Origin of the sequence: Leyella stercorea (assembly GCF_019052365.1) — a bacterium.
In the GTDB taxonomy this organism is placed as follows: Bacteria; Bacteroidota; Bacteroidia; order Bacteroidales; family Bacteroidaceae; genus Prevotella.
Genome location: NZ_JAHQUY010000011.1, coordinates 1 through 17,898, shown reverse-complemented (window position 1 = coordinate 17,898; position 17,898 = coordinate 1). Strand labels below are relative to the sequence as shown.

The 17,898-nt window shown below is 48.1% G+C and carries 26 protein-coding genes; 4 read left to right on the top strand and 22 right to left on the bottom strand.

The features are described from left to right. Window position 1: 1 nt before the first annotated feature. The 5 genes from KTQ90_RS03470 to KTQ90_RS03450 all read right to left on the bottom strand — a co-directional run bounded on the left by KTQ90_RS03470 (window position 2) and on the right by KTQ90_RS03450 (window position 3,622). Window positions 2–322, bottom strand: a complete 321-nt coding sequence (locus tag KTQ90_RS03470) for a hypothetical protein (RefSeq protein ID WP_217317215.1) — start codon at window positions 320–322, stop codon at window positions 2–4. Window positions 323–385: 63 nt separating this feature from the next. Further along, on the bottom strand, window positions 386–814 hold the full coding sequence (locus tag KTQ90_RS03465) for a hypothetical protein (protein WP_217317214.1): 429 nt from the start codon (window positions 812–814) through the stop codon (window positions 386–388). A gap of 93 nt (window positions 815–907) precedes the next feature. Further along, window positions 908–2,098, bottom strand: a complete 1,191-nt coding sequence (locus KTQ90_RS03460; RefSeq protein WP_217317213.1) for a hypothetical protein — start codon at window positions 2,096–2,098, stop codon at window positions 908–910. 33 nt (window positions 2,099–2,131) lie between these two features. Next, window positions 2,132–2,902, bottom strand: a complete 771-nt coding sequence (locus KTQ90_RS03455) for a hypothetical protein (RefSeq protein WP_217317212.1) — start codon at window positions 2,900–2,902, stop codon at window positions 2,132–2,134. Between the two features lie 27 nt (window positions 2,903–2,929). Beyond that, window positions 2,930–3,622 (bottom strand): hypothetical protein, encoded by a 693-nt coding sequence (locus KTQ90_RS03450; RefSeq protein WP_217317211.1) that lies wholly within the window; start codon window positions 3,620–3,622, stop codon window positions 2,930–2,932. A gap of 164 nt (window positions 3,623–3,786) precedes the next feature. Between KTQ90_RS03450 and KTQ90_RS03445 the strand changes: the two genes are divergently transcribed. From KTQ90_RS03445 to KTQ90_RS03430, 4 genes are all read left to right on the top strand, one after another. Next, a complete protein-coding gene (locus tag KTQ90_RS03445; protein ID WP_254359387.1) occupies window positions 3,787–6,051 on the top strand; it encodes a terminase large subunit domain-containing protein in 2,265 nt (754 codons plus the stop codon). A gap of 68 nt (window positions 6,052–6,119) precedes the next feature. Then, on the top strand, window positions 6,120–7,751 hold the full coding sequence (locus tag KTQ90_RS03440; RefSeq protein WP_217317210.1) for a phage portal protein: 1,632 nt from the start codon (window positions 6,120–6,122) through the stop codon (window positions 7,749–7,751). Window positions 7,752–7,794: 43 nt separating this feature from the next. Beyond that, window positions 7,795–8,553, top strand: a complete 759-nt coding sequence (locus KTQ90_RS03435; protein ID WP_217317209.1) for a hypothetical protein — start codon at window positions 7,795–7,797, stop codon at window positions 8,551–8,553. 2 nt (window positions 8,554–8,555) lie between these two features. Continuing rightward, window positions 8,556–9,065, top strand: a complete 510-nt coding sequence (locus tag KTQ90_RS03430) for a hypothetical protein (RefSeq protein WP_217317208.1) — start codon at window positions 8,556–8,558, stop codon at window positions 9,063–9,065. A 51-nt stretch (window positions 9,066–9,116) separates the two neighbouring features. On the opposite strand, the gene KTQ90_RS03425 is transcribed toward KTQ90_RS03430, so the two are convergent. The 17 genes from KTQ90_RS03425 to KTQ90_RS03345 all read right to left on the bottom strand — a co-directional run bounded on the left by KTQ90_RS03425 (window position 9,117) and on the right by KTQ90_RS03345 (window position 17,294). After that, a complete protein-coding gene (locus KTQ90_RS03425; RefSeq protein WP_217317207.1) occupies window positions 9,117–9,305 on the bottom strand; it encodes a hypothetical protein in 189 nt (62 codons plus the stop codon). A 12-nt stretch (window positions 9,306–9,317) separates the two neighbouring features. After that, window positions 9,318–10,886, bottom strand: coding sequence for a DNA primase family protein (locus KTQ90_RS03420; RefSeq protein ID WP_217317206.1), 1,569 nt, complete (start codon window positions 10,884–10,886; stop codon window positions 9,318–9,320). After that, window positions 10,883–11,404: a hypothetical protein gene (locus tag KTQ90_RS03415; protein ID WP_217317205.1), complete on the bottom strand. Its 522-nt coding sequence runs from the start codon at window positions 11,402–11,404 to the stop codon at window positions 10,883–10,885. The genes KTQ90_RS03420 and KTQ90_RS03415 overlap by 4 nt, the downstream gene beginning before the upstream one ends. A gap of 2 nt (window positions 11,405–11,406) precedes the next feature. Next, the gene (locus KTQ90_RS03410) at window positions 11,407–11,820 is read right to left on the bottom strand and encodes a hypothetical protein (protein ID WP_217317204.1); all 414 of its coding nucleotides are present in this window, start codon (window positions 11,818–11,820) and stop codon (window positions 11,407–11,409) included. A gap of 38 nt (window positions 11,821–11,858) precedes the next feature. Next, the gene (locus tag KTQ90_RS03405; RefSeq protein ID WP_217317203.1) at window positions 11,859–12,368 is read right to left on the bottom strand and encodes a RuvC family protein; all 510 of its coding nucleotides are present in this window, start codon (window positions 12,366–12,368) and stop codon (window positions 11,859–11,861) included. Window position 12,369: 1 nt separating this feature from the next. Next, window positions 12,370–12,876, bottom strand: a complete 507-nt coding sequence (locus tag KTQ90_RS03400; RefSeq protein ID WP_217317202.1) for a dUTP diphosphatase — start codon at window positions 12,874–12,876, stop codon at window positions 12,370–12,372. A gap of 14 nt (window positions 12,877–12,890) precedes the next feature. Further along, window positions 12,891–13,064 (bottom strand): hypothetical protein, encoded by a 174-nt coding sequence (locus KTQ90_RS03395; RefSeq protein WP_217317201.1) that lies wholly within the window; start codon window positions 13,062–13,064, stop codon window positions 12,891–12,893. Beyond that, window positions 13,061–13,483 carry a DUF7448 domain-containing protein gene (locus tag KTQ90_RS03390; protein WP_217317200.1) on the bottom strand — a complete coding sequence of 141 codons (423 nt, stop codon included), beginning with the start codon at window positions 13,481–13,483 and terminating at the stop codon, window positions 13,061–13,063. Before KTQ90_RS03390 ends, KTQ90_RS03395 begins: the two co-directional genes overlap by 4 nt. A 9-nt stretch (window positions 13,484–13,492) precedes the next feature. Further along, entirely contained in the window at window positions 13,493–13,924 is a 432-nt protein-coding gene (locus tag KTQ90_RS03385) for a hypothetical protein (RefSeq protein ID WP_217317199.1), read from the bottom strand. Between the two features lie 11 nt (window positions 13,925–13,935). Beyond that, window positions 13,936–14,160 (bottom strand): hypothetical protein, encoded by a 225-nt coding sequence (locus KTQ90_RS03380; protein WP_217317198.1) that lies wholly within the window; start codon window positions 14,158–14,160, stop codon window positions 13,936–13,938. After that, window positions 14,157–14,762, bottom strand: a complete 606-nt coding sequence (locus tag KTQ90_RS03375) for a class I SAM-dependent methyltransferase (protein WP_217317197.1) — start codon at window positions 14,760–14,762, stop codon at window positions 14,157–14,159. Before KTQ90_RS03375 ends, KTQ90_RS03380 begins: the two co-directional genes overlap by 4 nt. After that, window positions 14,762–15,523 carry a Rha family transcriptional regulator gene (locus KTQ90_RS03370; RefSeq protein ID WP_217317196.1) on the bottom strand — a complete coding sequence of 254 codons (762 nt, stop codon included), beginning with the start codon at window positions 15,521–15,523 and terminating at the stop codon, window positions 14,762–14,764. The genes KTQ90_RS03375 and KTQ90_RS03370 overlap by 1 nt, the downstream gene beginning before the upstream one ends. Before the next feature lie 22 nt (window positions 15,524–15,545). Continuing rightward, complete coding sequence (locus KTQ90_RS03365; protein WP_217317195.1) at window positions 15,546–15,770, bottom strand: hypothetical protein; 225 nt, start codon at window positions 15,768–15,770, stop codon at window positions 15,546–15,548. Between the two features lies 1 nt (window position 15,771). Beyond that, entirely contained in the window at window positions 15,772–16,374 is a 603-nt protein-coding gene (locus KTQ90_RS13940; RefSeq protein WP_217317194.1) for a nucleotide modification associated domain-containing protein, read from the bottom strand. A gap of 166 nt (window positions 16,375–16,540) precedes the next feature. Beyond that, entirely contained in the window at window positions 16,541–16,741 is a 201-nt protein-coding gene (locus KTQ90_RS03355) for a hypothetical protein (protein ID WP_217317193.1), read from the bottom strand. Continuing rightward, window positions 16,738–17,046 carry a hypothetical protein gene (locus KTQ90_RS03350; RefSeq protein WP_217317192.1) on the bottom strand — a complete coding sequence of 103 codons (309 nt, stop codon included), beginning with the start codon at window positions 17,044–17,046 and terminating at the stop codon, window positions 16,738–16,740. Before KTQ90_RS03350 ends, KTQ90_RS03355 begins: the two co-directional genes overlap by 4 nt. A gap of 2 nt (window positions 17,047–17,048) precedes the next feature. Then, window positions 17,049–17,294 carry a hypothetical protein gene (locus KTQ90_RS03345; RefSeq protein ID WP_217317191.1) on the bottom strand — a complete coding sequence of 82 codons (246 nt, stop codon included), beginning with the start codon at window positions 17,292–17,294 and terminating at the stop codon, window positions 17,049–17,051. Between the last annotated feature and the right edge of the window lie 604 nt (window positions 17,295–17,898).

Genomic DNA, 17,898 nt, shown 5'->3' with positions numbered 1-17,898 from the left:
ACTAAACCCTTGTAAAGTCCCAATAAACAACAGTTCTATTATTGTCAGGCTCGCAGTCCTTCACCATTCCGACCTCGGTGTTGTTGCCGACCGTTGCGTAAATCATGTCGCCATCAAGAGGACATCTGCCAGCATCCCATTCGTCATATCTGACAGGAATTGATGCCTTCCTCTTGTTCTCGTCAACATTCTTGCCGCCCTCGGTAGTCGTATCGGTATAGCTGCGGCCCTCGCCTTCGTAGATTACAATCTCCGTATCCTCGCCGACCTTTGCGTCGTCATCCGCGAACGGGTCGTTCTCGTCCGCCTTGCCGACAAGCACCCTGACGATTTTTATCGTGTGAGGGTATCTCGGGTTCCTGATATTTGCCTTTCTCATACATCCTTATTTTATAATGTGAGGAAGCGGACAGCCGAACGCCGAAATGTCGGCACGCTTCACGCCATGAGAGGTTATTCTGAACGACGACTTCTTCTTTAACATCGAACCTGGCTCAAGCTCCGCATAGATTGCGTTGGCTTCCGCCTTGAGCTCAGCACGGTCGCGCTCCGACATTTCAAAACCACCTTCCGTATGGCTCCATCCGTTATCGGAGTCGGAAGTGTTGTTCATCTTGCTCGGGCCGAGAACAAGCCATTTTAGAATGTCTGCATAGGCAAGGCGAACATCGGCGGGATTGGCGTCTACATACGCCATGTTTCCGTCCAGCGCTCTTTCAATGAGGATTGTACGCACCGTGTCCTCGGGTATGCTGAAACGTACCTTGCTGAACAGTGCGTCCTCCAGTGTGTGAATTTTATTGCCTTTATCCATAATGCCTATCCTGTCGTTAAATTCAGAGATTGTTTACGCTATCCGTCCAAGTGCAGCCGATTGCAGCTACAGGAGGACGGATAGCTTTTATGTTTAGGCAGCTACGCCTTCGCCCTTCTTGGTGATGTCGATAATCCAACGATACGGGAAGTCGAGCATCGCCGGTACTGCGGCAAACATGAGGTCGGTATGCCACTCCATGTAGTCACCGTTGGCGATTGTAGAGTTGCAGAGCAGACCGAGACCCTTGTTCGTCTGCGCGAACACCTTCTGAACGATGTTGTTTCCGTACTTCTCGAACATCGGCTTGTCAGCAACCTGCTTGCGCTCGTACTCGAAAGCATTACCGGCAGGACGGAGAACGACGATGTTGTCATCCCAGCCCTTAACCTTGACAACCGAGCCGTCGAACTTGAGGTTGCGCTCCTCCTCGTCGATAATCTCGATGCGTGAGATACCCTGGATGTCGGCGAACGCCTTGAGGAACATCTCTGTGTTCACGCCGTAGTCCTCAACATAAGCAACATAGTGGGCCTTACACCAGTTGATGTACAGCTCTTTAATCTGCTTGTTACCAAGGAAGGTGTTGTAGAAGGTGTCGTAGGTCATCTGCCATACGAGGGCAAGGCGGTTCTGACCGAACTCCTTGCGCCACTCGCTCTCAATCTTGCGCATCTGTTCGAGGATGTTGCAGTCTGCGTTAGCCCATTCGAGCTTGCCGCACTTTCTGAAATTCTCCTTCGGAATCGGCACCTTGTGAAGCGGAATCTGGATACCGCGGGCGATGCCTGTATAGTCAAGCTCGCCGGTTGTAGCCAGCTTTGCCACCATGTAGTTCATGGTCATGTCGAGAGAGTCCATCAACTCCTGGGTGTCGTTGCGCCACTGCTTTACGAGGTCGCGGTCGTTACCAAACTCCTCAAACTGCTTCTCGCGGTAGTTGCGCTCCTCTGCGGTTTCCTTGAAGCCGTCGGTAATGAAGTCGGGAATAGTGGCAGAATAAACTGCCAATGCACCCTTGTCCTTCTGGAATGAACCTGCGAGCGGAGCACGGAGGTTGGCGAGCGTTGCAGCGTGCAAAGCGGATGCCTCCACTGAGAATGTAGCCACGCCCTTATGGTTGGTAGGCGTGAGGTCGGGCGCGATAGTACCCTGCGTGAGATACCAGCCGTACTTTACATGGAAGATGTCCTTCGTGTCGATAAACTTCTGCAAGTATCTTGTATTCTCGGGGTCGCTGAAGAAACGCGCCTTTCGGGAATTATTAAAATCAAACTTTGGCATATCTTTTCGTTTTTGTGTTGTGTGTTTTTCCGATTAGTTCTCTGCGTACCACCACTCTGCGTAGCGGCTCTTGTTCATCGCCTCTACAGCCGGTGGGATCGGACTCATGCGTGACTTCCACATAACCACGTCAGTGCCGAGCAGACAGAAGTCGTTGAGGTAGCGCGGAGCATAGAACTTGTCACTGCCGGCAAGTGTATGGAACGGCATGTCAACGTCGCATGGAGCGAAGCAGTTCGGGTTTGTAACCATAGCAGAAACAGTTGCGCCTGCCTTTTCCGCCTCCACGAGAACCGTACCGACGGTAAGGGAGCCGAGAGTTTCTGCGAGTGTAACCTTCCAAACATCCTTGCCGTCCTGCACGTCATTTTCAACCGCAGTAACGAGCACGCCTTTACCCTTTGTCTTGAAGTCCTTCGGGCCAACCATGAGATTGTCACCCACAAACGGAATGTGGTGATAGCCGTCGCGTGTGATGTAGATGGCTGTATCCGCAGCAGCGGTGGTAGCCTTAGCCACCTCATAGCTCTTGAGCACCTTGATTGTGCCGCCGCTGTTGTCCGCAAAACCGAGGCTGTGCTCGATGAGGTCGCCGGCATAAATCTTGGCTGGGCCAGGGAACGGGTTTTTCAGGACACCGCCAATCGGAGGGCGACGGAACGCTTCCTTAACGGCGCCAGGCAGGTCAACAAACACATGACGCTGACCGCCGATAGTCATTTCTGACTGCAAGATTACAGCGCCGGTAGCATTGACTGCACCCTGCGCCATCATCTGTCCGTAGTAATCCTTGTTGTTATCCATAACTTTTTACCTTAAAAATTAAAATGTTTACTTCCCTTGCGGTTCGATGATGTCAGCCCACTCGTCGTCACGGATTGTCTTGCCGCCGCCAGAAGAAGAGCCGCTACCCTTGTGCGGTATCGCGGTGTTGCCTGTAGCACGCTTGAAGTCGGTAGTGTAAATACCCTCTGCCTTTGAAACCAGGTCGATTACATCGGCATCCTTGTCGGGGATTTCAAGTTTGGAGATTGCTGTGTCAAGAAAGAAATCGTTAAGTTCGAGCTTTGCCTTGTCAAACTTATCCTTCAAGCCCTTTCTGACCGCTTCGATTGTAGCGGCTCTTGATGCCTTCTTGTCGCGCTCCTCGTTAGCCTTTTCGAGGGCTTCGAGCTTTGCGAGCAGCTTGTCGTACTTGTCGTCAGACTTGTCTTCCTCTTCCTTCTTGCCGTTGCGCTCCTCCTCTTCCTTCTTGCCGTTGCGCTCCTCCTCTTCCTTCTTCTTGCGTTCAGCTTCCTCTCTGCTTTTCTTAATCTCGTCAGAGACATTCTTGTGCAGATTGCCGTCCATGCGCTTGAGTCGGTTTGCCACCTTGGTGACTATCTTGGCGTTCGCAGCCTCGTCGTCACCAAATTCGTCCAGTACATCATTAAGTTCTTCGTTAATGGTCTTCTGGCTAAGTGCTTTGAACTTGGTGGTATCAACCTCCTTGTTCACCAATGAAAGCAGTTCTTCTACTGTCATATATAAAAGTTTTTGTGTTGGTTTTCGGTAGTTCTTCTACCATTAATGTATAAATATACGTTTTTCTTTCGCAAAAATATGAATAAATATACAATTAACCAAATATTTTCGATATATTTGCATAAATATTTTGTATATATATGCAGAAAAGTTGTTTTTCAGGGTTGAAATTGGATAACGGAGAGCCTGTTTACACTCAAGAGTACATTCAATCACTAAGAGATAAAGACAAGAAGCATCCCGACAGGTTGAAGATTATCGCTCAACGTGGCGGACAGGAGCGTATGCTTGCCATTGATGCTGATATTAAGATAGTCGGAGGCTCGCGAGGCGGGCCACTCGATGAGAATACGATGGTTTTAACGTCCAGGGGTTTCGTTAAAATCAAGGAGCTGAAATATGGGGATACCGTAATCGGTTCGGACGGGAAAGGACATCGTGTTTTGGGACTCCTCGCTTATCCGAAAAGAGATTGTTACGAGATTACACTATCCGACGGAGCGAAAATAACTTGCTCTGACGACCATATTTGGAACGTTTACATTGACGGAAGCAGACGGTGTATGCCTCATCTCGCTTGCGAGATTGAGAAATATATCGCCGACGGATACGACATAACCATTCCGTGCGTCAAGCCAGTGGAATTTGATGAAAGCTACGGACTCGCTTCTATCAGTGAAAGAATGTCTACACTCGAAAGACTTATCAGTAATACGGGAAGAAAGAGCGGCGAGTATTGGTGCAAAAAATACCGCACTTCCAAGCAGGCTACCGACTTTAAGTATTTGGTTGATAGTTTAGGTTCGGTGTGTTATGTGCGGAAAACAGCGAAAAAGAAATGGTCGGTAAGGTTCAATTACAAGAAAAAGGAACTTGTAAGACGTATCGTAAGCTGCAAGAAAATCGGAAAGAGGAATTGTTGTTGCATTGCCGTAGACAACCCGGATGCACTGTTTGTAGTCGAAGACTTCATAGTCACCCACAATTCCAAGTCCTTCTCTTCTCTCATGGAGGTACTGAAAGATATTAAGAATCCAGACTTCCATGCAACAATCCTGCGTAACGAGAAGGATGACCTTCAGTCGCTTGTAACGGACTCGTACAAGCTCTTCTCGCAGTTCGGCACATACAACAAGTCGCAGAATGATATGACATGGAACTTCACCAACGGAGGATGGCTAAAATTCTCATACTACGCAGGCTCGTACCAGGACTTCAAGACCCGCTTTCAGGGCCGTCAGTTCGCATACGTGTGCATCGACGAAGGAACCCAGTGTCCGTACAAGAAGTTCAAGTATCTGCTTACCAACAACCGTAACGCCTCGCAAATCCGCAACCGCTTCTGGATAACGTGCAACCCTGATCCTGAGTCGTGGGTGCGCAAATTCATAGACTGGTGGGTAGACGAGGACGGATACATTATCCCCGAGCGTGACGGAGTCATACGCTACTGCTTCATGGATGGAGATACTCCCGACTCAATCTATTGGGGAGATACGCGAGAGGAGGTTTACGAACAATGCGGAGGTATCATAGATAAGCTGTGGAAAGAAAGCTATGCCGAACTCGGATATACCAAGCTCGAAATGTTCATCAAATCCGCCACGTTCATTCGTGCCGACGTATCGGAAAACATCAAACTTATCTCTACCGACGCGTCATATCTCGCCAACCTTGCACAGCAGGACGAGGAGCAACGTATGCGCGACCTCGAAGCCAACTGGAACTGGAAGTCCGCGGGCGACGATATGATAAAAATGGCAGACCTCGAAGAGATATTCGATAATGCCGTACAGGTGGGAGATGGGGTGCGGCGCGCATCCGCCGACATTGCCTTCACCGGCGGCGACAACTTTGTGATGTGGCTGTGGGAGGGATGGCACTGCAAAGACCTTGTAGTAATGCGACTCGACTCTCAAACGCTCGTGTCTGCGGTGCAGGCGAAGCTGCGTGAATGGGGAGTGGAGGAGTGCAACTTCACTTACGACTTGCAGGGTATCGGTCAGTATTTCAAAGGTTTCTTTGTCGATGCCGTACCGTTCAACAACCAGGCAGCACCTGTCGCTATGACACACCAGGAAGAAAAGGGCATCAAGTTCCTGTACAAAGACCTTAAATCACAATGCGCCTTCCTGTTCTATAAGATGATAAAGGAAAAACGAATCTCGATAGAGTCTTCGCTGCTTGAGCGCAAGTATTCTGGAGACGGATTTGACAAGGTGCCGCTGCGTCAGATTTTACAGAAGGAGAGAAAGATGCTGCGCCGCGACGACAACAGCGACGACAGGGGCTTCAAGCTGCTGCCTAAGAAGATGGCTAAACGCTATGTAGGACACTCGCCCGACTTCTTCGAGTCATGGCTGTACATAATGATTTTCAGCTTAACTAAAAAGAAACACAAAAAGATAAAAGGACTATGGATGCTTTGAACAATGTAAAGGACGTGCGGGAACTGCTCGTCCGAAAGCCGTTTTACGAAGTGACCCCGAAGGGTTATATGAAACACGGAATTATCGACCGGGAGTTTTCCGAGAATGAAGACCCTTGTATGCCTGCGGATGTGCTGTACCGCAACATCAAAACACAGCAGGACTTCTTGCGCGAGTTCTATCCGTCAGGGCACAGGATTTGCGACCCGCAGCAATATCCCGACATCTGGAAGAAGAACCCCGAGACTGGACTTTGGTGCGTGCAGAAAATTCAGCGCACCGCGTTTGCCTTCCAGCAGGTGATTTGGACCAAGCACGTTCTTCATGTGACTGGTAATGACATTCAGTTCGAGCTTGCGGAGGGAACCGAAGAAGGTGGCGAAGAGAAACTACAAGAGCTGCTCACGAAATACAGGAAGGGATGGCTCATGCACGATATGGAAATACGCTTCTTCGAGGCGGTATCCGCATATATGAAGGTTGCAGACTGTGCCATTGTAGGCTATTTCGACGGCGACGGCAAATTCGGAACGAGAACACTCTCATTCGACCGTGGCGACACGCTGTTTCCGAGATACGACCCGCTTACTGGCGAACTGATTGCGTTTGCACGCAAGTATGTAGACTACGACGAAGAAGGAGAGGAGCGCATCGAGTGGGTTGAAGCATGGGATAAGAATAAGTTCTACCGATTGAAGAAGGATTTGTCGGGAGGTACAGCGAAAAACGTAGTCAGAAAGATTGCGTCAATCTTCGGCGCATCCGAATATGCCTGCATCGAAGAGAAACGACACGGTTTCCCGTTCATACCTGTAGCATACGCCCGCAACGAGGACGGCCCTTGCTGGTCTGCCGTACAGCGCAATATCGAGGACTACGAAGAGGCGTTCTCGTATCTCTGCGAGAACAACAAGGCGTACGCCTTCCCGATACTCACGCTTACAGGAGAGGGCGATGAGATTGAGATAAAGGGAGATACCAACGGCGCTGCTAAGACGATCATGATTACCGACACGGACGGCAGGGCGGAGTTCCTCAACGGCACGGACGCGTCAAACGCCTTCGCTACACAGCTCAACAAGTCTTATGACCTTATTTACGAGCTTTCGTTTACCGTAAAGCCACCCGAACTCAAATCGGGAGACCTGCCTGGTGTTGCAATCAAGCTGCTGTATTCTCCGGCCCTCGAAGCTGCCATGAACGACGCGCAGAGATTGCAGCCATTCCTCGACCAGTTGGTGCGTATAACTAAGTTTGGCATCGGAACGGAGAACAACTGCATGGCCTCAATGGTTGCACTGCCGGTCAATGCGTGGATTGAGAGTTATATCCATCAGAACGACACTGAGCTTATCACCAACCTGGCCACTGCGGTTCAGAACAAATTCCTCTCGAAGCAGACTGCTTCTGAGCGCAATTCCAAGTTCTCGAAGAACGACGAGTTTACTCGTATCATGCGCGAGCAGAAAGAGGAAGACCAGCAGGACTTGCTCATCGACATCCAACGCCAGGAGGCGCAGGTCGAGAACAACATCGAGCAGGAGGAAGCGCTTGCAAAAATTAACAATCAGCAGTCGGGAAGCGATGTTAATACAGGTCGCGGCAAGAAAGGTAGGCCCAGAACCGTAGATACGGATCGTTGGGGTAACAGAAAAGATGGCTCTGAACAAAATTGGGCTGACTGGAACAGTAAACATTAAAAAATACTGCATAAAAATACGAATAAATGGATAATGTGAATTTATGGAGTCACGAGAATACGCACTTAACAGAACCAAAGCGCAGATAGCCTGCGAGTCGCGCGTACAGAAGCGGCTGTTTAAGGTTGCCCGTGAGATAGTGTCGCTCGCTTCCAAATACAGGAGGGGAGCGACACTGACAAACGAGAATGGGTTTATTGCAGCCTCACAGCGCATTGCGTTAGGCGTTGCTGACGGAATAGAAAATGACATTGCAGTCTGTGCCAAGACTGCGTGCTCGATATTGAATATCGGCACGGAGAGCACGGAAGCCTTTCTTGTGTCAAAGGTGTTCGGCAGGACATCAATGGAGCGAACCACCAGTTATCTGAAAAACTTTGCGGAGGACATGGTGCGTATGTGCAAGGCCGGCGTATTGATGAAATACACTGACTCGCAGCTCATGTCCGCAATACGTACTGGATATAAAGACCCGTACACCACGTCCGTAATCACGAAGGCAAGAAAGGAGGATATAAACATCGCCACGCCTTCATACGGCAAGGGCGTATTTCATTCGGCGTATCAGAATATCGTCCGCAACGCGCGACAAATGGTCGCCGTCGCATGGGGCAGAGCCGAACAGCAGTACGGCAAGGAACATGGGGCGATAGGCTACTACATCTTTCGAGGAAGTTCGTATCCATGCGCGCACTGCGATGATGAGACGACGTATCTGCACCACTTCGGAGACCCGTTCCCACCGCTGCACTATCGGTGCGTTTGCTATGTTAAATTTGTTTACAAAAAAGAGGAGGAGTAATTATGTCAGAATACACATTGTCTGCCTATATGTACAAGTTGAAAAAGCAGTACAACATGGCGGATATTTCATATCTTATATATGCCGACCTGCGTGCGGCAGGTTGGGGTAAAGGCGACGCATGGAATGTAGCCTTCCAAGGCCAGGGCCTAAACTGGGCCAAAGCTGAACTGCTTCGCGAGATTGAGAAGCTCGAAGCACTCGACTCAGTTCAGGCGCGCATCGCGGATGTACAGGGCACAAACTCGCCCAGGAACGACGAGATAACCGCGGAGGAACTTGCAAAGGAGACTTCAAAGGAATCCATCCTGCGCAAGCTGGTGGCTGCTGAAAAGAAAGCCAAGAAAGGCTCTCCTGACTGGCTGAAGATTGTGTCGCTTGAGGCGGACTATAACAAAATCAAGCAGGATGAGATAGATGTGGAGAACAATACGGTTCACTACTATGTACCAATCAACTATCCCACTTCGTGCAAAAATTGCCTTCTTTATAAAAACAAGAAAGATAAATAAATACAGGAATAGCCTTGCAGTAATCTCTTTGCTGCAAGGCTATTCCTGTTTCTACTTGTACTTCTTGCCGGCAACCTTTTCAAGCGTCGCCATGAACGTTTCTTCAATCAAACTGTCATTAAAGGTCGGCAGAAAAACCTCTTCTGGAAGTGCCTTTCTTTCTGCCGTCTCCATGATGATACGCAGGCCCATTTCGAGAGCATACTTATCTTCGATGATTTTAATGATACACTCTTCCATAACTATCTCTGTTTACTCTTCTTTCTTTGCAGGCAGGTCGTCCTTGATAAAGCTGTATTCCTGCGTCTCTTCCGCGCTCTTCATGTTGGATATGAGGAAGTGCTCCGCAAGGTCTGCTTCCGTGATGCCGTATGTCTCGTAGATAACTCCGCTTGGCGTGCGCTTCTTGTAGAACTTGCAGGAGTTCCACATCACTCTGCCAAACTTTTGCTGTGACGGTATCTCCTTTTCCTCAAGATTGTTATCCTCACAGAACTGTCTGAAGCTGTCATACAGCGTCTTGGCGTTTATCCAAACTGGTATCTCGCCCTTCGTTCCCTTGTCACAGCGTATCTCATACGCCTTTAGCCATGCCAGCACGGGCTGTGTGCCGAGATATGAAAGAATGAGCTGCTTGCGCGAACCTTCCGCAGACGGAAACTGAAACTTACGCTCTCTCAACATACGCTCGCCTTTAAGAACCCAGTTGAACACACCAGAAAGCTCCTCCTTGATAATCTCCGCAGCAAGACGAGGGTTCTGCTTCTCTTTCGGGATGGTAACGTCGAAGCTGACATACTGCAAGCGTCTGATAAAGCCGAGCGTGACATCCTCGGGGAACGGAAGCTCGTTGAGATTGAAGATGAGGTATGGAAGGCTCTTTGACTCCAGTACGTTCTCGCCCAGCTTTCTGTACGGTACAGGCTCGCCGCTTACAAGGCGCTTAAACATACCTGTGTTCTTGCGTCCGAACTTCTTCGGGTCGGAGTCAGAAGACCAGTTGAAGATGGCGTTACGGATAGGGTAGCGCCCTCTCATGCCCTCGTCACCGTCAGCGGTAAGTTCCGCATAGTCCATTTTTGATATGCGGTCTTTGCCGAACAGGGCACACATGACCTCGAAAATAACACTCTTTCCGTTTGCTCCGCTACCGATAAGCATAAGGCACAGCTCTATTTTGTCGGACATCTTTCCTTCATACGGGTTGTATGCGTCACCGCGCTGCACCAAGCCGAGTCCCATGAACATCTGCAAGATGTCACGCGAGTCCTTGTCGGGCAGCACATCAAGCAGAAATCTCTCCCATTTCTTGCACTTCGCTTTCGGATCGAAGTTGTACGGATGATAGTAAGTCACATGATAATGCGGAGAGAATGGCATCGCCGTAGGAGCCACACGCGCAATACCGAAGTCAACGACACCGTTGGCGAACGCCACAACATCGAACTGCGGAACAAGCACGTTGTAGTTCTTGATTGTGTCGATGAACGACTCCTTTCTGATTGTGGAACGACCGAGCACGGGTGCTATGAACAAGTCCTCCATAAGCAACTGGTAAGCCTGCTCCACAACAATCGGCTCCACCACCTCGTATATTTTTCCGTTGAACGTATAGAACGCTCCTGCAAAATATTTTACAGGGCAGTCCTTGGCAAGTTCCCTGATACTCTTGCAAAAGCCCACCAGGAGCCTGTTCCAGCTCTCGCTGTTCACCTTGCCCCAGTCGGTTCTGTACATACCGAAGCCGTACTTCGCGTCTGCACTCAACGCCTTCAACTGCCCGTACAGCGAATCTATCGCCTCACCACTACTTCTTTTCATTCTTCCTTCTCCTTGTGTTTTTCTCTAATTGTGACATCACCTCGCGTCTTTCTGACCCTGCCGCCGTGCAGATAGACGAAAGCCTTTGCCCCCTCTTCGCAATACACTTCCACCTCCGCATTGTCGTACATGTTGATAAACGCTCTCGCAAGGCCGTTTACAAATACAGTCGCCTCGCAGTCATGCCTTACATATATGTCGCCGCAGCTCTTGCCAGAGTAGGTCAGTCCTGCGACGCACTCTCCGTTTAATATCACCGTCGGCTTGTCATCCGCAATCACGTTCTCGTCCACGTACACGCCGTGGTCGTGAATGACATCTCCGAACTCCTTCCGTATCACTTCGCATGACGGAAAGTTGTGCTCTATGCAGAAGTCAATGCCTCTGACAAACTTCTCGACAAGCTCGTCTTTCGACGTGCCGTCGGCCCATTCGTCAGTCCATTGCTGGCACAGACCCAAGCCGACCGCCTCCGACTTCATCTTAGCCGAAAGTTTCTCTGTCTTTCTGTCCGCCATATTTATTTATCGTCATGCTTTGTGTTTCGTTCTATATACTCGCTCATGGCTTTCATCTTTGCCGTCTGGTACTCCGCATCACCGACGACGGTAGTATCAACGAACATGCCGGTAAAGATAGCCTCTGCGTTCTTGCCTTCCGTTCCGTGAGTGCGCCAGTCGCCCTTCTCGTCACGAACCATGCCGAGCGCGTCGATTGCCTCGAACATCGTCGTGCCGATACCGAACTCCACCTTCCATCCGCCGCCGACCGTTTCGACGCAAATGTACGGAAGCGAGCCTCGTGTCAGATGCTTGCGGACATCCTCACGGATACCTTCCTTGTCGCGGAGTTCCTTCAACTCCTGCTTGCTTAGACTGCGCGATTTCTTTGTAACCACAAAATTGCCGCAATATAATTTCTTTCCAAAATCCATATCTATACTTATTTAGTTAAACAATGTTTTTATCCTCTCTAAAGGCATTTCCTTCGCCCATATTCGCATATCAGCGTTGCGTCGCACTTGTTATCGTCTACGTTCTTGCACTTGCTTGTACGCCTAAAATCTTCGGTCGGGAACAGTCGTCTTGCGGCGTTGATGGATGTCGCCTTGTTGTCAGTGCTTTTCTTTCCGCAGTAACTCTTGATAACCTTATCGTGACTTATCCAAATCTCCTTCTGCCAAGTCTTCGGAGGTACAAGATGATAGGGTATCTCAAGCGCAATCAACAGACCTTGCAGCACTCCGAACGTTTCTCCGAACGAGAATGTGGACTTTGCCGACGAACCGAAGATGGCGTGTATCTCCTCCATACAGCACACGCAATTTTCCTCACACACCGTCTTGATGTTTTTCAGAAACAGCGCAATATCGTGATAATCGCGGTCCTGCAAGGAGCAATACTCACGCGTGCCGTCAGGGTGCATTACTGCTATGAAACCCTTTGAGCCAGGGTCTATGCCGATGTATGTCTTGCTTGCCATGTTATTTTACTCCTGTTGAATTAAAACCGTTGTCGCCACGCTTCTTGTCATCATTTTCTTGAATTTTGATGACACCGCTCACAAGTTCCGTATTCGGTATCTCCACAATGCGCATCTGTGCTATCTTTGTGCCGGCAGGGATAAAAATGTCTCCTGACATAAAAGCACCTATACCCAAGGTTTTCACGATTGCTTTCACCTCGCCGGTATAGCCGCTATCTATCAAGCCAAGTTCAACATCGGCATCAATTCGCTTTTCTTTAATGATTTCGCCATTCCACATCTTTTGGGAGGGCATACCTTTTGCAGACATTCCGCTTCTTGGTTGTATAACTGCTGCAAGGTGTTTGGGCAGTTGTATTTTGAAGCCGAGCGGTATTGCATAGCGCTCATAGTCTAGCACTTTTACATCTTCCTTGGTGAACACATCATACGCCGCGTCGGCATCGTGTGCCTTTTCAGGCATCCTGCCGCCACAAAGTTCTATTACTATCTTCTCTCTTTCCATTTTGTTTTTGTTTGTTATTTCTTACCGTTCCACTTTACAAACTCCTCGCAAGCCTCATCTTTGCCCATTACGAACGTGTAGAGGTCTTTGGCGAGGCAATAGGGTGCGCCATCTGCATCCTCGTCCGCAAACATTGCGCAGTCCTTGCACTTATAATGCTTCTTGCGCTTATCTCCTTTCTTAATCATAAGCTGTTCCTATTTACATGAACATTATAATCTTCCTCACTAATTTTGTAAAATTCCGCACTCTCGGAGTAATAGCCGTTACTTGTTCCAAACCATCGAATAGTGACATCCCCATGAAACGTTGCTAAATGATAAAATGTCCAAGTATAAGTATCTTCAATACATTCTTCATCTACAGGATAGTCGTTGTTTAACTCTTCCGCTGTCAGTATTTCCTCATTCAGCAAATCAGCGAAATCACCGCAAATATCATCTATATATACATTCTCGCAACACTCTTGGTAGTGCGTCATAATGTAAAATTCTCCATCAGCTGTTTTGAAAAACAAAGCATCGTTTGAGTCATAATGGCCTCTATCGACACTAACGAGTGTTTTTCCTTTTAGCACATCAATTTCGCGATAGTTTTCAAATCCCAAAAACATAAGCTATTCCTCCTTGTCTTTAATTTCTATAAAATCACCGACTCCCAAACGAGCGTTGTTGATACAATCACATATCCAACCCATGAGGTATGCCTGGTGCTCATTTCTGCCGTTATACATTCTTTCCAAGTCGCACGCATCGTTGATAGACGATAGAATATGATATGCCTCATGGCAGATATTTTTCATAGTCATATCGCTCTTTTTGGGAAAGACAACGAGATTACCGAAGTATTTCCCTGCCTTACTCATACATTCGTCATAAACCATACCTCCGTAGTTTCCTTCGCTCATAGGCTCGCCGTTGTGAACAAGAGGTTCGCCTTTCATGTTGGTAAAGCATTTGTCTATTTCTTCTTCCGATGTATTGTACATCACCCAAAGTTTCCTTGGGTAAATCTGCGGTGTATATTCGTAATATCCTTTCTTCTTCATATCCTCAATATTTATTTGTGCAACCTTCCGATGTGCCACCTTGAGCACAGCTCACAGAAGTAAGGCTTTTCGCCAATAGCTTTCAGCCTCGGGTTCTGATTTAGAAACTCCCATGCCTCACCCTCGGTATCGTAGCCAACCTTCTGCTTCCACGAGTTCCCCTTGCGAGTCCAGTGCCTTGCGTCGGGATGCAGGGTGGAGTAGGGTGCTTTGTTGCGGTATCTGTTTTTGCTCATATCCATTTTATGGTTGTTTCTCCGTTGTAACCTTTCTTCCATACAAACCATGCGTAGCTGACTGCACTGCCGCCGCCATTTCGCATTGCAGCGAACTTGCCGTTCTTTGCGCACAGCACTCTCTTTGAGAATTGCAGTACATACTTAGGTGGCGTGTTCTTATAGAGCCTCTCGTAGCGTTTCTGGCCCTCCAGGAATGTTGTCTTGAGAAACATCACACACAAGCCTCCGTCGGGAAGCAAGTCAAGCGAGTGTTGCACGAACTCCAGTGCGTACTTGTAGGGTGGGTTCGTCAGTATGCACTCGCAGCCGTCGGGCATCGTGTCTGCCTTGAAGAAGTCCTGCACATCGCCGTAACCCCGGTCTATAAGGTCGGTGCTCACGACATCGTGCCCGAACTCAACAAGGCGTTCCGACAAGCATCCAGTACCACAAGCACACTCCCAAATCTTCTTCGGCAGCTCGAAGTTGCGGACAAGTCTGTCAATCGCAACAGGGCTCGTAGCGTAGAAATCGTGCTCCTCACGCTCCTTGTCCGTGTGGTTGCTCGCACCGATTGTTATGAAGGTGCTCTTGCCGTTTCCGCTCCAGTCCTTAGTCATTACTCAACCTGTTTGTAACCCAAATTATTCAGTGTTCTGCGGATAAAATCCATTCCCTTCTGATAGACGAGGGTCTTGATGCTGATTTTCACACCGTCATGCGTCGTGTATTTCTGTTCTATCGTGCGGAAATATCCACAGTCAACATACTTCTGATATGGGAGATTGTTCCACATGAGTATTTTCGCGTTGCGCAGAATTTCAAACAACTTGTTTCTGCCGATGTTTTTGAAGTGGAGTGTATTCGCAGCAGCCTTGATGTCGATGGCGGTCTTGCTTTCAGCCACTGCTTCAAAGAACTCTACTTTCGGCTTCTGCATCTCAAGCTGTTTCTGCTGTGCTTCTATCTGCTCCTGCTGCTTGGCAGCAAGCATAAGAGCTTGGGAGAACGTCTGCGGAACGCCCGAACTCTGACGTATCTGTTGTTCCATGGCGTTAAAGGCGTTCATATACTCCAACTTAAAAGCCAACGCCTTCGCACCGGTAAAGCCCATAGCCAACAGAGTAAAACCATCCCTATTCATCACGTAGATAGGCAGCTTCTTCACACCGCCACCAACAGGCATCGGCTGTTCCACCTCCGTAAGGGAAAACATCTTCGCAAGTTGCTGGTTCTCAACGAAAAGGGATTTTTCCCCTGTCGTAAATAAACTTTTTATAGCTTTAAGAACGTCGCTATGCTCCTTGCCAAACTTCTCTGCAACAATCACACTTGTCGTCAGAGCTTGGTTATCGTTGCTTCTAAATACAATCTCTTGCATATTGTTAGATTTTAAGTTACAATTACTTTTTGTCATTTATTGTTTCCACTCGCAGCTTGATGTGTTCATGCGAATTATACCAGGCGCATCTTTCCTCTGCCGGAGCATTTTCTATTGCTTCAACAGACTTTCTGAATGCTTCGCACGCCTCTTTGTCTGAAAGCCCCAATTTTCTTGTAGCACTAAAGAACAATTTAAAGAAAAGCTCCATTCCGCTTTCTTTGAGGTCTAAAACAATCTTCGGCATATCACTTCCTTGTTTTGTCAAGTTCCATAATTGTAAGTATCGCATAGTTCGCAAGGTCAAGCAATGAGTCTCTCATACTCTCGCCCTTCACCTTCGCCTCGTCAGACATCAGCGACTTCACGCGCTTCAACTTCTCTGTCATGTGCCCGTAGGCGTATGTCATGCCGCACTCCGCAAACAATTCCGAGAAGCTATTGCCGTAGTCGTGGTTCTTCGCTTTGAAGGTGTCGTACATGCCATCGGTAATGTCGCGGAACGCATCGGCATCTCCAGTTGGCTGTTCAGTAAACGCGGAAAGCTTTGAAAGAACGTCAATCGGATCAAGGGAACATCCGTAATGCTCCATACGGTATTTTTTCCCGCCGCTACGACTGCCACCCCAAAAGGCGTTGTACGCCCAGTTGTTTTTCGGAATCTCTGCACTGAAAATGAGGTAGAGATTAGCGTCGATGGCACGTATTCCGCGTTGCATCACGTCGCCCAGGGATATGTAGAGCGGTTTCTTTCCGATCGCATCGCTGCGAACCTTGATGTACTCGCCGACCCATGCGCAATGCGGGTCTTCCTTGTCTGCTAAGCTTATCAGCTTCGGACCGCCGCACACCTCGAAAAGCGGTACTTGGAGCGTTACATAATTTTTGTCTCCGTGCGGAGTTTTCAGCGTTGTCAGATACTAGATGGATTCACACATATCCGTGGTACCTTGATGCTTACGCTCGATTTTGTTGTTGGGCATCCTAAACTTCAAGCCCTCCTTAATGTCCTCTCTGTTAATCATTGTTACTCCTTTCTTTGAACGGCACCCATATCTCCTCCATCTCGCGCAGCGCAAGCTTGTAGGCGGCTATATCGTCCTCCGTAGGGTTGTTATTGCTGTGATAAACAACAAGAGCACCCTCACCGGCATACTGCACCTTTGGTATAGGGCATTTCAGCAAACGCTGCAAATCATCCAATAACTCCTGTTTCATACCTTTGTCTTGTTTGTTTCTTCTTTTTTCTTTGTAATGTCTGACATATAGTCATATATCATTCTCGTCATGCCATTGCACCAGTCGTCAACAAACGGGTCTGCTTGCAGAAGCGGCAACTCCTTGAAGTCACTCTTGAACCAATTGGAGAACTGCAACAAGACATGGCGCATCGTAGCCACATCCGCCGCATTGTCCATCGCACGGGTCAGACCGTCGCAGGACTCGTTTGTCTTAGACTCATAGGGGGTGCTGAATGGCTGCACGTCCACTACCTCTTTCTTCTCTTTCTTGAAAAATCCCATAATTAACATTCGTTATATAATTGATAAAGCGGATATGAGAGCATACATACAAGACCCAGTACCATAAATCCAGCTACCAATGACTTGGTGAATGCAGCCGTTACGGCAGAAATAGAAAACACTATCACTCCGAATACCATCAACAACATGAAACGCCTGCGCCATCTGCGACGCTTAATCCTCGCCATCTTTTCCTCCTCCAACTCTTTTTCAAGTCTTTCCATGAGGTTTTCCATTCCGTTTCCCATACTTTTACAATTAATTTTACTACTTTTGCATCTAATAAAACCAGTCCGTAGAGACGGTCAATTCCGATTAACAGAAAATGAACGATTTATGTAGGTTCCAAATGCAGCCAAATCCCCGATAAACACGGGGTTTGTGTAGGTAGTGTATGATAAGGTTCTCAACCCCTATCCTCACATGCCTCTGAAACGAAGGTACAAAATAAGTCCTACAATCATGCACAAACTCCCGTAAATACGAGGTTTTTGGTGCATTTTTATCCTACACCGAGTGTATAATAAATATACATAGCTATTCGGCGACAAAGAGACGTTCCACTTCCCAGTTTCGACCGCCAGGAAGTTAATAAAACTGAATATACATAAATATACAAGTTTATAGTTTTTAACAAATGAGAACATAAGTTTACACTTAACCAAAAATCGGAAGAAAAAATTTTTAAAAGAGGTGACTATGCTGACAAATAGCCAATTCTCAGGGGGGCGCACCCTGTTTTCTTTATATTATATGCAATAATATAACGTTAATAAGTGTTAAACGCACATTTTATGTTTCACGCTTGCCTAATATTATATAAATTTGTAACCGCTTAAAAATTTTTTCTTC

Bases quoted from the DNA above. Each gene is read 5' to 3' on its own strand.
- KTQ90_RS03465 (WP_217317214.1), bottom strand. From the start codon at position 814: ATGGATAAAGGCAATAAAATTCACACACTGGAGGACGCACTGTTCAGC.
- KTQ90_RS03460 (WP_217317213.1), bottom strand. From the start codon at position 2,098: ATGCCAAAGTTTGATTTTAATAATTCCCGAAAGGCGCGTTTCTTCAGC.
- KTQ90_RS03455 (WP_217317212.1), bottom strand. From the start codon at position 2,902: ATGGATAACAACAAGGATTACTACGGACAGATGATGGCGCAGGGTGCA.
- KTQ90_RS03450 (WP_217317211.1), bottom strand. From the start codon at position 3,622: ATGACAGTAGAAGAACTGCTTTCATTGGTGAACAAGGAGGTTGATACC.
- KTQ90_RS03440 (WP_217317210.1), top strand. From the start codon at position 6,120: ATGAAACACGGAATTATCGACCGGGAGTTTTCCGAGAATGAAGACCCT.
- KTQ90_RS03435 (WP_217317209.1), top strand. From the start codon at position 7,795: ATGGAGTCACGAGAATACGCACTTAACAGAACCAAAGCGCAGATAGCC.
- KTQ90_RS03430 (WP_217317208.1), top strand. From the start codon at position 8,556: ATGTCAGAATACACATTGTCTGCCTATATGTACAAGTTGAAAAAGCAG.
- KTQ90_RS03425 (WP_217317207.1), bottom strand. From the start codon at position 9,305: ATGGAAGAGTGTATCATTAAAATCATCGAAGATAAGTATGCTCTCGAA.
- KTQ90_RS03420 (WP_217317206.1), bottom strand. From the start codon at position 10,886: ATGAAAAGAAGTAGTGGTGAGGCGATAGATTCGCTGTACGGGCAGTTG.
- KTQ90_RS03415 (WP_217317205.1), bottom strand. From the start codon at position 11,404: ATGGCGGACAGAAAGACAGAGAAACTTTCGGCTAAGATGAAGTCGGAG.
- KTQ90_RS03410 (WP_217317204.1), bottom strand. From the start codon at position 11,820: ATGGATTTTGGAAAGAAATTATATTGCGGCAATTTTGTGGTTACAAAG.
- KTQ90_RS03405 (WP_217317203.1), bottom strand. From the start codon at position 12,368: ATGGCAAGCAAGACATACATCGGCATAGACCCTGGCTCAAAGGGTTTC.
- KTQ90_RS03400 (WP_217317202.1), bottom strand. From the start codon at position 12,876: ATGGAAAGAGAGAAGATAGTAATAGAACTTTGTGGCGGCAGGATGCCT.
- KTQ90_RS03395 (WP_217317201.1), bottom strand. From the start codon at position 13,064: ATGATTAAGAAAGGAGATAAGCGCAAGAAGCATTATAAGTGCAAGGAC.
- KTQ90_RS03385 (WP_217317199.1), bottom strand. From the start codon at position 13,924: ATGAAGAAGAAAGGATATTACGAATATACACCGCAGATTTACCCAAGG.
- KTQ90_RS03380 (WP_217317198.1), bottom strand. From the start codon at position 14,160: ATGAGCAAAAACAGATACCGCAACAAAGCACCCTACTCCACCCTGCAT.
- KTQ90_RS03375 (WP_217317197.1), bottom strand. From the start codon at position 14,762: ATGACTAAGGACTGGAGCGGAAACGGCAAGAGCACCTTCATAACAATC.
- KTQ90_RS03370 (WP_217317196.1), bottom strand. From the start codon at position 15,523: ATGCAAGAGATTGTATTTAGAAGCAACGATAACCAAGCTCTGACGACA.
- KTQ90_RS03365 (WP_217317195.1), bottom strand. From the start codon at position 15,770: ATGCCGAAGATTGTTTTAGACCTCAAAGAAAGCGGAATGGAGCTTTTC.
- KTQ90_RS03355 (WP_217317193.1), bottom strand. From the start codon at position 16,741: ATGAAACAGGAGTTATTGGATGATTTGCAGCGTTTGCTGAAATGCCCT.
- KTQ90_RS03350 (WP_217317192.1), bottom strand. From the start codon at position 17,046: ATGGGATTTTTCAAGAAAGAGAAGAAAGAGGTAGTGGACGTGCAGCCA.
- KTQ90_RS03345 (WP_217317191.1), bottom strand. From the start codon at position 17,294: ATGGGAAACGGAATGGAAAACCTCATGGAAAGACTTGAAAAAGAGTTG.